Origin of the sequence: Dethiobacter alkaliphilus AHT 1, from assembly GCF_000174415.1 — a bacterium.
Taxonomy (GTDB): Bacteria; Bacillota; Dethiobacteria; order Dethiobacterales; family Dethiobacteraceae; genus Dethiobacter; species Dethiobacter alkaliphilus.
On sequence record NZ_ACJM01000011.1, the window covers coordinates 44,248 to 56,730 of the forward strand.

The window sequence follows — 12,483 nt, forward strand, 5'->3', positions numbered from 1 at the left end:
GAAGGAGGGAGATGTACGCATGCGTATAGTTCTGCTGGGCCCCCCCGGCGCCGGGAAGGGGACACAGGGAGAGAGGCTGGTAAAAAAATATAACATCCCCCATATTTCCACCGGTGATATCTTCCGCGCTGCCATCAAGGAAGGCACCGAGCTGGGTCTGAAAGCCAAAGAGTATATGGACAAAGGGGAATTGGTTCCCGATGAATTGGTGGTTAATATTGTCAAGGAAAGGCTGAAGCAGCCTGACTGTGACAACGGTTATCTGCTGGACGGCTTCCCCCGGACGCTGGCACAAGCGGAAGCGTTGGATGAAGCACTGCAGGAGATGGGTACACCGCTGACCGGTGTGGTAAATGTGGATGTAGATCAGGAAGAGCTGGTGGAGCGGCTGACCGGGCGTCGTGTCTGCAGAAGCTGTGGTTCCTCGTTCCATGTACAGTTTAACCCGCCTAAGGTAAGAAGTGTCTGTGACAAGTGCGGCGGTGAATTGTACCAGCGCTCAGACGATACCGTAGAGACGGTAAAGCAGCGCCTGGAAGTATATAACAATCAGACCGAGCCGTTGATTAAGTACTATGATGAAAAGGGAATCCTTTTTACGGTGGACGGTTCCAAAGATATTGATGAGGTATTTAAAGAGATCACATCCGTACTTGATAAACAATAGGTTTACTTAGGCTAGGTAAGGAGTTTTTTGATGCAGGAATTACTACAGGGCAACTTCTTAGGTGCCAATCTGGAGGATGTACTTTATCCTCTGGCTCTGAATTGGGGCGGCCGGATTTTGACAATCCTTATCATTCTGGTTCTGACCAGACTGGCCATGCGCTTTGGTAACGCTCTGATTCACCGTATCTTCGCACCAACGGAGGACAAGCCTTCCTATATACCGGAAAACAAGGTAAACACGCTGATTGCGCTGTTATCCTCTATCCTGCGCTATGTACTTTATGCGCTGGCCGGTGTGCTAATACTTGCAGAACTGGGTCTGGAAATTGGGCCCATCCTGGCCGGTGCCGGTGTCTTGGGCCTGGCCGTGGGCTTTGGCGCGCAAAACCTGGTAAGAGATCTCTTAGGCGGATTCTTTATCATTCTGGAAGATCAGTTTTCTGTGGGCGATTTCATAACCACCGGCTCCTATTCCGGTATTGTGGAAGAGCTGGGGCTTAGAATCACCAAGATCCGCGATTTTGGCGGCGAGCTCCATATTTTGCCCAACGGGATGATTGAAACGGTAACCAACAGAACCCGCGGCAACATGCGCGCCATGGTGGATGTGGGTGTGGCCTACGAGGAAGATGTGGACCATGTTCTTGTGGTGCTGGAAGAGCTGATGCGGGAGTTTGGTGAAAGTGAACAGGATGTGGTAGAGGGTCCCACCGTATTGGGCGTGGTGGAACTGGCAGACTCTTCTGTGGAAATCCGCATTATTGCCAGAACAGAACCCATGACACAGTGGCAGGTGGAACGGAATATGCTGCGGGCCATTAAAAATAAATTTGATGAGCTGGGCATTGAAATCCCCTATCCACGCCGGGTAATTTATGACCGGGGCAATGACAAGGAGGAAAATCAGCATGGCTGATTATGCCGTGGGCCAAACAGTTCGCATGAAAAAACAGCATCCCTGCGGCAGCAATGTCTGGCAGATTCTGCGCATCGGCATGGATTTTCGCATTAAATGCAGCGGATGCGGACGCAGCGTCATGGTGCCCAGAGCTAAATTCGAAAAAGGCGTACGTGAAGTACTCACCGATAATGAAAAGAGCTAAACCAAAACCCCGGCGTGCCGGGGTTTTTCCATACTTCTTGTGGGGTCAGGCCCCACATATGAACCTATGCAATATATTGCACGGTTTAAGCGAAAAAAGGTCCGTCCCTGTTTTGCGTTTCGCGGCAGAATTGGGGGAAGCCGGAGACAGCGCGCCAGGGGACGGCGGGCGGCAAGAGTTCTCCGATGGCGGCACACCGTTTTTCATCACGGTTGATGATGACCACCTCTTCCAGGCTGAGATTGTTTTTGATGCCGCTTATGAACCGGGCGCGAATGTCGGCGTCCCGTTGGGCAAAAGACAGCCCGCCGATGATAATGCGGGTGGCGCGGGCTAAAAGCCGGTCGGCCTGCTGCCAGAGGGGGGTAAGGGGCCGGGCCAGAACAGATGCTTTATGGAAGGTGGGCGGGATAATCAGCGGAATCAGGGGCTTTTGGCACAGCGGGCAGGGCTGTTGGTGATAAGCGTCGGCCAGGATGTGCCGGTAACGGTTTGCCGAGTAACTGCAGCTTAGGCACCTAAGCCAGCTTATGGAGCCGTGAAGTTTGTAGATGGGCACGGCGCCGGCTTTTGCCGTATGGCAGGGGCGACAGTAGCTTTCTGTAAAGGAGAGGGAATAATCTTCCCCCAAACCTGTACGCCACCACAATACGTCCTCTAATATTAAATCATAGTTAAAAGTAAGGACCCGGGCGTCGGTGTTGGCCAAAAGCCGCGCAAAGTCCTGGTACCAGCCCACATCACCGCCGGTGCGGCAGATGTCAAGAAATTTACGGGAACACTGGTTGATGGTCATGCCGAAAGCCCAGATTAAATCAAAGAAAACCGGCTTATTTATAGCTGCTGCCAGCAAGTCTTCTATGTTTTGGGTGCCGGTTTCTGCGGCATAACCAACGGCACGGTCCAGTACTTCCCAAACAGTCTTATCGGCCAGGGTTTCTTTGGTTTGTTCCACCGCAGCGATAAAGTTTTTCATGGTGGGCACGCCGGCATCGCTGGAAAAGCCGGCTCCCAGTAAATAAAGGTCCATCTTATCACAGTCCTGTCGAAAAAAGTCATGTTAATAGCATGAGCATCATTTTTTAATCTCATGCTTGTCTTGTCTGGCTGATTATGGTACTATAAAGGATGTACTTCCCTGCTCCCGGTTACCGGGGGCCAAAAGTCCATAGGGAGGAGGTGAAATAGGCCATGAACAAATACGAAACCATGTTTATTTTAAAGCCCGAACTGGAAGAGGAAGCTTATGATACTCTGGTGGAAAGATTTAAGGGTATCCTGGAAGGTGAAGGCGCTGAAGTAACCAATGTAAATCGCATGGGACGTCGCAAGTTGGCCTATGAGGTAAAGAAGAAGTTCAATGAAGGGTATTATGTGCTCTTCAACTATACCGGTGAGTCGCGTGCAACCGACGAGCTGGAGCGGAACTTCCGGATATCTGATGATGTCATTCGTTACCTCTTTGTTAAAGAAGAAGAATAAAGTGTGCAGGTGGTGAAATGAATGCTAAACCGTATCGTGCTGATAGGTCGTCTGACAAGAGACCCCGAGCTTAGGTACACACCGGCAAACGGCGTGGCGGTGGCCTCGTTTACGTTAGCTGTTAACCGCCGGTTTTCCTCACAGGGTGGACAGAAGGAAGCGGATTTTATACCCATTGTGGTCTGGCGCGCCCAGGCGGAAAACTGTGCCAAGTACCTGGGAAAAGGCAGCCTGGTGGCTGTGGAGGGCCGTTTGCAGATTCGCTCTTATGAGGACCGCGAAGGACAAAAGCGAACCGCAACAGAAGTGGTGGCCGACAGCGTCCAGTTCCTCGACACCAAGGAAAAGCGTTCATTTGACGGGCCACCGGCCTTCGATGATTCAATGATTGGTGAAGATGACGTTCCCTTTTAAGCCTGCCTGAGGGCGGTTGTGGGAACAAAAGGAGGTTTAGGTAATGCGCAGAGAGCGTGGTCGCAGAGGCAGACGTAAAGTCTGTAACTTCTGTGTAGATAAAGTGCAGAATATCGATTATAAGCTGACAGGCAAGCTGGCACGTTTTGTCACCGAGCGGGGCAAAATCCTGCCGCGCCGTATTTCCGGCAATTGCGCCAAGCATCAGCGTCAGCTGACCATTGCCATTAAAAGGGCCCGCAATATTGCTTTGCTGCCCTACTCAACTGAGTAAATAAAGGATAAGCGTCCGGGTTCCGGGCGCTTTTCATATACCGGCAGGCAAATCTGTTTCACAGTTTATGATGCTTTTCCTATCTTCCCAAAAATAGCGAAAAATTAGCAATGAAAAGCAAAGGAAAACAGGCAGGAAATCATTTGCGGCTTGTGGAAAGAAGAACAGTCACGCAAGTCTGTTGCCTGTGAAGAGGAGGTTGATCAGATGCAGGTGATTTTATTAAAAGATGTTAAGGCTCTGGGAAAAAAGGGTGAGATTAAAGAGGTGGCGGAAGGCTACGGCCGAAACTTCCTTTTGCCCCGTGGTCTGGCGGTGGAAGCCAGCGGCGGCCACTTAAAGCAGCATAAGCAGCAGGAAAAAGTGGTGGCAGGCAAAAAAGCCAAAGCCCTGACTGAAGCCCAGGAAACGGCGTCCAAGCTAAATGGGCTTAAGTTGGAGATGAAGGCCAAGGTGGGTGAAAACGGCCGCCTGTTTGGTTCCATCACCAGCAATGATGTGGCGGCTGCCCTGAAAAAACAGGGTTTTTCCGTGGACAAGCGTAAAGTAGAACTCTCCGACCCGGTAAAGGCTCTGGGGACGTATTCTGTACGTGTAAAACTTCATCCCGAAGTGGATGCCAACCTGGAGCTTATCGTTAAGTCATAAGCACTAAGGAGCTTGTAGTAATGAAAAAAACATGGACAACAAGAGTATCACAAAACCTACAGTCACTGGACCAGGAAGATCAGCTTAAGCGGGAGATCAATGCCCTCTATACCATGCTATCCGGGATGGTTGGTGCAGATAAGCTGATTTTAAAGGCAGGGAAGCTGGAGGCTTTAACTCTGCTGCGTTCCCGTAAACCGGAGGAAAGGGTACTGGGTCTGCAGCGGGTGATTTATGAAAACCCCGCCATCGTGGAGACTCCGGCTATGGAGGATATTCCCGCTGTATTACAGGAGCTCTATGACGAGCTGGCGGACCAGACCGCCCGCCGCGCTGTGGAAGATTCCATTGAGCGCAAAGTGGCGGAGAAAATGCAGGAAAAGCATGAAGAATATATAATGGAAGTTAAGCGCCAGCTGGTTAAAGAACAGGGCGGCCCGGAAAGCCCGCAGACATTAAAAAAGTTTGCCCAGCTGGAAAAGATGAAGTGCCAAAAACTTAACCGTTCCGCCATGGATATTCTGCGTCCCCAGTCCCTGGACGAAATAGTGGGCCAGGAAGCAGGGGTTCAGGCGCTGATGGCCAAGCTGGCCTCTCCCTATCCCCAGCATATGATTATCTACGGCCCTCCCGGCGTGGGTAAAACCACAGCGGCCCGCCTGGCACTGGAGGCAGCCAAAAAGCTGAAACAAAGTGCTTTTCATGCCGAAGCGCCCTTTGTGGAAGTTGACGGCACCACTTTGCGCTGGGATCCCAGAGAGACCACCAATCCCCTCTTGGGGTCGGTCCATGATCCCATTTATCAGGGCGCCAAAAGAGACCTGGTGGACGGCAGTGTGCCGGAGCCCAAGCCGGGCCTGGTAACCGAGGCGCACAGCGGTATCCTGTTTATCGATGAAATCGGCGAGCTGGATTTGCACCTGCAGAGTAAGCTTTTAAAGGTACTGGAAGATAAAAACGTCAAGTTTGATTCCGCATATTATGATTCCAGCGACAGCCAGGTGCCGCAGTATATCCGTAAGCTTTTTGAAGAAGGGGCTCCGGCAGATTTTGTGCTTATCGGAGCCACAACCTGCGCCCCGGAGGAAATTAATCCGGCGTTGCGTTCCCGCTGCACCTCAGTGTTTTTTGAGCCACTGACTTCAGCGCACATTGAAGAAATTGCCGCCGGTGCCGCCGTCAAGCTGGAAGCCAAACTGGAACCGGGCGTGGCGCGCACCATCAGCGAATATACCACCGAAGGTCGCCAGGCGGTAAACCTGGTGTCAGATGCTTTTGGACTGGCTCTGTACCGGCAGGCCGAAAGTGACAACGAAGAAATTATCATCACCCGGGAGATTGTGATGGATTCCCTGCGTTCCGGGCGCCACAGTCCCAATGCGCCGCAGAAAAATACCGAAGGTGAAGCTTGCGGCCGGGTTTTTGGCCTGGGAGTGAGCGGCTACCATGGCGGAGTGCTGGAAATAGAGGCCATATCCTTTCCTGCCCGCCAGCCCGGCAAAGGTACAATCCGGTTTAATGAAACCGCCGGCAGCATGGCCCGCGATTCGGTTTTTAATGCGGCGGCGGTCATCCGTCGTATCACCGGGGAGGATTTACAGGACTATGATTTGCATGTCAATGTAATCGGTGGCGGACGTATAGACGGTCCTTCTGCGGGACTGGCGGTGGTTATTGCCCTGATAAGCGCTATTAAAGACTGGCCTGTGCGGCAAAACGTTGCTGTGACCGGCGAAGTTTCCCTGCAGGGTTATGTCCGTCCTGTGGGCGGAATCCCCGAAAAGATCTACGGTGCCAGACTTTCCGGCATGCCGGTGGTTTTAGTACCGCAAGAGAATAAAGATGATGTTCCCAAAGTGCCGGACGGGATGCAGGTTATTCCCGTGGCCACTGTAGAAGAAGCTCTGCCCTGGTTCTTTGGAGAAACCGCCGCAGAACTGGTGCAGAAAAGAAATAAAGTTTCCTAAAAAGAGGTGTCCTATGAGCGGGAATATGGAACGGGTACCCCCGCAAAACCTGGAGGCGGAACAGTCTGTTCTGGGCTCTATGCTGATTGACAAAGATGCCATTGTGGCCTCCAGCGAATATTTGCGGGCCACAGATTTTTATCGTGACGGCCATCAAAAAATTTACCAGGCCATGCTGGATTTAAGTGAACGCGGTGAACCGGTGGATCTGGTTACTTTGGCCGAGGAGTTAAGCCAGCAAAACCAGCTGGATAATATCGGCGGCATGCCCTATCTCACCACCCTGGCCAATATAGTCCCCACCGCGGCCAATGTGGGTTATTATGCCCGCATTGTGCAGGAGAAAGCGGTGCTGCGTTCGCTGATTAACAGCGCCACCCGTATTGTTTCGCGCGCTTTTGAAGCCAAGGACGATGTGGAAGAAATCATGGATGAGGCCGAGCAGGCCATTTTTGAAGTATCCCAGCGCTCTAACCCCCAGGGGTTTGCTTTGATGAAGGATATTTTAAAAGGTGCCTTTGACCGCATCGATAAACTGTGGGGCAACAAAGGGGGCGTAACCGGTGTGCCCACCGGTTTCCCCGACCTGGACAACATGACCTCCGGCTTCCAGAATTCAGATTTGATTATTCTGGCCGCCCGGCCTAGTATGGGTAAGACCACCCTGGCGCTAAACATAGCCCAGCATATAGCGGTGAATGAAAAACTGCCGGTGGCTGTCTTTTCCCTGGAAATGTCCAAAGAGCAGCTGGTACAGCGGATTCTTTGTGCCCAGGCCAATATCGACGCGCAACGCCTGCGGCGCGGTTTTCTGGCCGAGGATGATTACCCCCGGCTGACCAAGGCGGCGGGGCCGCTGGCGGAAGCGCCGCTGTTTATTGATGACACCGCCGCCATTTCCGTGATGGAGATGCGGGCCAAAGCCCGCCGCCTTAAAGCGGAGCATGGCCTGTCTGCCATCTTTATCGACTACCTGCAGCTGATGCAGGGCAGCGGACGGGCGGAAAACCGACAACAGGAAATTTCGGGTATCTCCCGTTCCCTGAAGGCACTGGCCAAGGAACTGGATTGCCCCGTTGTGGCGCTGTCTCAGTTATCCCGTGCGGTGGAACAGCGGGAAAAGAAGCGGCCCATTCTCAGTGACCTGCTGGAATCGGGCGGGATTGAAGCCAACGCCGATATTGTGGCCTTTATTTATCGCGAAGGCTATTATGATCCCAACATGGAAAACCGTCAGGATACAGAAATTATCCTGGCCAAGCAGAGAAACGGCCCGGTAGGGACCATTAACCTGTACTTCAAAGAGAGCCACAACAAATTCCTCAGCATTTCCCGTGACCATGAACCGGGGATGGAACCTCCGGCCACCGCTTGACAAAAATCCTTTACTCTGCTAAACTATGGTGGAAAAACCAAGAAAAAAAAGGTGGAGATTGCTATCTGTAACTCAAATGGAATTAAAAATTCTGTTTGGGTTATTTTTATACCAGAAAGGAAGTGAGTGCATGTCGACCGTCGTTTTAATCGGGTCTCAATGGGGAGATGAAGGAAAAGGGAAAGTAACCGACTTTCTTGCGGAAAAGGCAGATGTGGTAGTTCGTTATCAGGGAGGAACCAATGCCGGGCATACATTGAGTGTGGGTGACGAGGTATTTAAGCTGCACTTGATTCCTTCCGGGATTCTCTATCCCGGCAAAATCTGTGTAATCGGCAACGGGGTGGTTTTGGATCCCGCAGCACTGGCCAGCGAGATGGCGGGGCTAAAGGAAAGAAACATTGACCTTGCCAATTTGCGCATCAGTGACCGGGCACACCTGGTGATGCCTTATCACAAACGACTGGATGAGTTGGAAGAAACACAGCGTGGAGAAGGTAAAATCGGCACTACTCTGCGCGGCATAGGGCCGGCCTATATGGATAAGGTCAACCGTACCGGAATGAGAGTTGCGGATTTGCTCAATGAAGAGGAACTACGGCAAAAACTAAGCGGTATTCTGGAAGGAAAAAATATCTTACTATCCAAGGTGTATGGCGCCGAGGCCTTTGATGTGGATTCGCTGGTGGAGGAATACAGAGAATATGCTGAGATTCTTCGCCCCTACGTTACCGATACCAGCCTGCTTTTAGCCGATCTAATCAGTGATAATAAGAAGATTCTCTTTGAGGGAGCCCAGGGAACCATGCTGGACCTGGATCACGGCACTTACCCCTATGTAACCTCTTCCTCCCCTGCTGCGGGAGGAGCATGTATCGGAGCCGGTGTGGGCCCAACCCGCATCAATACCGTTTTGGGCGTGGCCAAGGCCTATACCACCCGGGTGGGCGACGGACCGTTTCCTGCGGAGCTTCACGATGAAGTGGGCGACCGCATCCGTGAGGTGGGCAGGGAATACGGGACAACAACGGGACGGCCGCGGCGTATCGGCTGGCTTGATGCGGTGGTTTTGGCTCATGCAGCCCGGATTAACGGCCTCAGCTGCCTGGCGCTGACCCTTTTGGATGTACTGACCGGATTGGATACAGTGAAAATATGCACCGCCTATCGCTACCAGGGAGAAATAATTAACCATGTACCGGCAACCTTGAGCGCTCTGGAGGACTGTGAGCCCATCTTTGAAGAATTTCCCGGTTGGCAGGAAGATTTGGCAGCCATTGAGCGGTTTGAAGATTTCCCCCCGGCGGCCAAAAATTATGTGCAGCGCATCAGCGAAATATCCGGAGTGCCGGTGGCCATAGTTTCTGTGGGCCCAAAACGCAGCCAGACCAAGGTACTGCAGGACCTCTTCTAAGGCTCTCTTCTAAGGCATTGCTTATTTCCTGAATTAACCGTTGACAAAGTATCAATGATATAGTAGTATATTATTCCGTAGGACATTTGAGCCATTAGCTCAGTTGGCAGAGCACCTGACTTTTAATCAGGGTGTCGGTGGTTCGAGCCCACCATGGCTCACCATTATTCTGGCCCCTTGGTCAAGCGGTCAAGACACCGGCCTTTCACGCCGGTAACACGGGTTCGATTCCCGTAGGGGTCACCAAGAATGTTAAGAGACCTATTAATGGTCTCTTATTTTTTTTTAAGTTTTTTTAATAAAGTATTAAATTTTTGCAGGATTTTCTTAAGAAATGAAGAAATAGACTGAAGTGAAGTCAGAAAATACCATTGTAGAACCGGAAATTACATATTTTCCCGGCAAACTAGAGAGGTGTCATATGCATAAAGAAAAACTGACGGCAATCATGCAAATGGCTAAGAAAAAGCTGCAGGCAGGGTTGACAGGGTTACGGCAACGCTCAGCAAAGCTGGTCAAGCCGGATCTGGCAAAATTTAAAGCCAAGTTACAGTCAGTGAGGTTACCAAAACCGGATTTAACTAAACTTCGGGACATAAAGGTTCCTAAGCCGGATTTTACAAAACTTCTTGCGCAGGCCAGGCGCATTAATTTAAAATATGTCGGCGCCGTTTTGGCCGTGGGTTTAATCCTGGCCACTTCGCTGGTGGTTCAGGCAGGATCCTACGCTTATGTGGTCTATGTTGATGATGAGGAAGTGGGACTGATAAGCGAAGAGGAATTTGTCACGGAGCTTCTGGCCGAGCTTAAAGAGCAGGAAGAAGAGCGTTTTGGCCTGGACGTGAGCGCACTTCAGCAAATCCGTGTGGAGAGGGAGCAGCGCCGGGGCGAGAAACCCGATGACTGGGAAGTGAAGGATTACCTTCGCCGCACTTTGGATTATAATGTATACGCCTATGTCATTTACATAAATGGCAAATCCACTCTGGCAGTGGAGAGTGAAGAAGATTACGAAACGGTGCTGGAAGGTTTAAAAACCGCCTATGTTAGCGGCGATGATAATGCCATTATCCAGGCCGTGGTCTTAAACGACCAGGTGGAGGCGCGCCTGATGCTGGTGGATCCCGATGAATTATACGCTGCGGAAACAGCCACACAGATTCTGGCCCGCGGTACAGACCGCCGGGAAACTTATCTGGTTTCCCGCGGGGACTCGCTGTGGACCATTGCCCGAAACAATAATCTTACCGTCAGTGAGATCAGGGAAGCCAACCCCCAGATAGATGAAGACAGTATCAAGCCCGGTGAGGAACTGGACCTTTTAGTCTCCCAACCCCTTGTTAATGTATCGGTAACCGAAGATGTGGTAGTGACCCAAAGAATCCCCTACGAAACAAAGTACCAAAATGACAGCAGCATGTATCGCGGCAACACCCGCGTTGTTGAGTCGGGGAAACAGGGAACCAAAGAAGTTACGTATCGAATTACCACAGAAAATGGTCATGAAGTTAAGCGTGAAATGGTGTCTGAAGAGGTTATTCAGGAACCGGAAGACCGGATTGTGGCCCGGGGTACGGCTGCAGTACCTGCCGCACAGGGCACCGGCCGGTTCCAGTGGCCGGTATCCGGCGGCGGCAGAATTACATCCCCGTACGGACCGCGTGGAGGCGGATTCCATCGTGGTGTAGACATTGCCACTTCCAGTGGTACACCGGTGTTGGCTGCAGACAGTGGACGGGTGACCCAGGCCGGCTGGTCCGGCGGGTACGGACTGATGGTAACCATTGACCACGGAAACGGCTATGTGACACGGTATGCGCATAACTCTTCAAACCAGGTTTCTGTGGGCCAAACAGTACAGCGCGGTCAGCAGATTGCCCGAATAGGCAGCACCGGCAATTCCACCGGCCCGCACCTGCATTTTGAAGTGCTTCGCAACGGCTCTCATGTAAACCCGATGCAGTTTTTCTAAAGAAACCCCAAAGCCCGGACCTTGTCCGGGCTTTGTCATATAAAAATAACTCCACTGTAATCTGCTTGTAATATAAGCACTGTATAATGAAAATAAGTTTGACCCCCTCTTAATATATTTTTCTTTTAATAACGTGGCACCCCACGTTATTTTTTTTGCCTAAATTTATCTTCTTTGTGCCTGCTATTTCCAATGAAGAGTCGGCATAAATCTGTTATGATGAAAATGAAGGATTGACGGGGGAGGGGATACCATGGCAGGAGTCCAACTTAAACGCCATCAAATGCGCCTGGCAGTGGTGGCGCTTTGTTTTTTGCTGGTTACCAGTCCAATGTTTTCTAATCTGCTGCACACTGCCTGGCAGGGCATTGTGGCGGTCTCGGCCCGCAGACACTATGTGCAGTGGCCGGCACTGGAGACCGAGTATTTTCAGTTGCGCTACAGCCCGGAAGATGAGGATATAGCTGCCTGGCTGGGATCGGAAGCCGATGCGGCGGTAAAGCAGGTGGCCGCCATTTTACCTCACCAATCCGGAACAAAAAGACCTTGGCTGGTGGTTGTCCCCGACCAGGAAACTTTTCAGGAGGTTTTTGGCTGGAGTGACGGTACGGGAGCATTAGGAGTATACCTGGCAGATACAGTTAAAATCCTTACTCCCCGCGCCTGGGACTGGGTGGGAGAAGAAGAACGGCTGGAGCAATTTGTGCAGAAGGGCCCTTTGGTTCATGAGTACACCCATTTTGTGCTGGATTTGCGTACCCGGGGAAATTACACCCGGTGGTTCAGTGAAGGACTGTCCCAAATAGTCGAATATCAGGTGCTGGGTTATGAATGGCTGGAAGCGGGAAGCTCGCTGGCCAATACCCTGTACTCTCTGGATGAACTGGACAAAGGCTTTGATGAACTGCCAAATCAGGCTCTGGCCTATCGGCAGGGTCTGAGTATGGTGACATACATGGAGCATTTGAAAGGCGTGGATGGCCTAAACCGTTTTATTGATGTGCTGGGAGAGCAAACACCTTTTTATCAGGCCCTAAAGCAGGTGTACGGCCTGGACAGAGAAGAATTTATAAACGGCTGGCAAAAGTGGCATAGGGAAGATGACCGCTGGTTCAGGGTCAGAGAAGATGGAAAAAACTAAGCGCCTTATCAGGCGCTTTTTGCA

General features: G+C 51.5%; 13 protein-coding genes and 2 tRNA genes. 14 read left to right on the forward strand and 1 reads right to left on the reverse strand.

Annotation, left to right across the window (positions count from 1 at the left end; translation table 11 throughout):
* Positions 1–19: 19 nt before the first annotated feature.
* The 3 genes from DEALDRAFT_RS10840 to DEALDRAFT_RS10850 are packed head-to-tail and all read left to right on the forward strand — an operon-like array spanning position 20 to position 1,772.
* Positions 20–667 carry an adenylate kinase gene (locus DEALDRAFT_RS10840; protein ID WP_008517377.1) on the forward strand — a complete coding sequence of 216 codons (648 nt, stop codon included), beginning with the start codon at positions 20–22 and terminating at the stop codon, positions 665–667.
* Positions 668–697: 30 nt separating this feature from the next.
* Complete coding sequence (locus tag DEALDRAFT_RS10845) at positions 698–1,585, forward strand: mechanosensitive ion channel family protein (protein ID WP_008517379.1); 888 nt, start codon at positions 698–700, stop codon at positions 1,583–1,585.
* Complete coding sequence (locus tag DEALDRAFT_RS10850) at positions 1,578–1,772, forward strand: DUF951 domain-containing protein (protein ID WP_008517381.1); 195 nt, start codon at positions 1,578–1,580, stop codon at positions 1,770–1,772. The genes DEALDRAFT_RS10845 and DEALDRAFT_RS10850 overlap by 8 nt, the downstream gene beginning before the upstream one ends.
* Before the next feature lie 85 nt (positions 1,773–1,857).
* Here the strand turns inward: DEALDRAFT_RS10850 and DEALDRAFT_RS10855 are convergent, their stop codons facing one another.
* Positions 1,858–2,802 (reverse strand): SIR2 family protein, encoded by a 945-nt coding sequence (locus DEALDRAFT_RS10855; protein ID WP_008517382.1) that lies wholly within the window; start codon positions 2,800–2,802, stop codon positions 1,858–1,860.
* Positions 2,803–2,963: 161 nt separating this feature from the next.
* On the opposite strand from DEALDRAFT_RS10855, the gene rpsF reads away from it, so the two are divergent.
* The 11 genes from rpsF (at position 2,964) to DEALDRAFT_RS10910 (ending at position 12,459) form a co-directional block, all read left to right on the forward strand.
* The gene (rpsF, locus tag DEALDRAFT_RS10860; protein WP_008517384.1) at positions 2,964–3,254 is read left to right on the forward strand and encodes a 30S ribosomal protein S6; all 291 of its coding nucleotides are present in this window, start codon (positions 2,964–2,966) and stop codon (positions 3,252–3,254) included.
* A 21-nt stretch (positions 3,255–3,275) separates the two neighbouring features.
* Positions 3,276–3,668 (forward strand): single-stranded DNA-binding protein, encoded by a 393-nt coding sequence (locus DEALDRAFT_RS10865; protein ID WP_008517385.1) that lies wholly within the window; start codon positions 3,276–3,278, stop codon positions 3,666–3,668.
* 43 nt (positions 3,669–3,711) lie between these two features.
* Positions 3,712–3,942: a 30S ribosomal protein S18 gene (rpsR, locus tag DEALDRAFT_RS10870; protein WP_008517387.1), complete on the forward strand. Its 231-nt coding sequence runs from the start codon at positions 3,712–3,714 to the stop codon at positions 3,940–3,942.
* Positions 3,943–4,149: 207 nt separating this feature from the next.
* Positions 4,150–4,590, forward strand: coding sequence for a 50S ribosomal protein L9 (gene rplI, locus DEALDRAFT_RS10875; RefSeq protein ID WP_008517390.1), 441 nt, complete (start codon positions 4,150–4,152; stop codon positions 4,588–4,590).
* A gap of 20 nt (positions 4,591–4,610) precedes the next feature.
* Positions 4,611–6,557 (forward strand): Lon family ATP-dependent protease, encoded by a 1,947-nt coding sequence (gene lonC / locus DEALDRAFT_RS10880; protein ID WP_008517391.1) that lies wholly within the window; start codon positions 4,611–4,613, stop codon positions 6,555–6,557.
* 13 nt (positions 6,558–6,570) lie between these two features.
* On the forward strand, positions 6,571–7,932 hold the full coding sequence (gene dnaB, locus DEALDRAFT_RS10885) for a replicative DNA helicase (protein ID WP_008517393.1): 1,362 nt from the start codon (positions 6,571–6,573) through the stop codon (positions 7,930–7,932).
* A gap of 130 nt (positions 7,933–8,062) precedes the next feature.
* Entirely contained in the window at positions 8,063–9,346 is a 1,284-nt protein-coding gene (locus DEALDRAFT_RS10890) for an adenylosuccinate synthase (protein WP_008517395.1), read from the forward strand.
* Positions 9,347–9,434: 88 nt separating this feature from the next.
* A tRNA-Lys gene (locus DEALDRAFT_RS10895) sits at positions 9,435–9,510 on the forward strand.
* 7 nt (positions 9,511–9,517) lie between these two features.
* Positions 9,518–9,592: transfer RNA gene (locus DEALDRAFT_RS10900), tRNA-Glu, on the forward strand.
* A gap of 175 nt (positions 9,593–9,767) precedes the next feature.
* Positions 9,768–11,318, forward strand: coding sequence for a M23 family metallopeptidase (locus DEALDRAFT_RS10905; RefSeq protein WP_008517397.1), 1,551 nt, complete (start codon positions 9,768–9,770; stop codon positions 11,316–11,318).
* Positions 11,319–11,571: 253 nt separating this feature from the next.
* Positions 11,572–12,459: a peptidase MA family metallohydrolase gene (locus DEALDRAFT_RS10910; protein WP_008517399.1), complete on the forward strand. Its 888-nt coding sequence runs from the start codon at positions 11,572–11,574 to the stop codon at positions 12,457–12,459.
* The last annotated feature ends 24 nt before the right edge of the window (positions 12,460–12,483 follow it).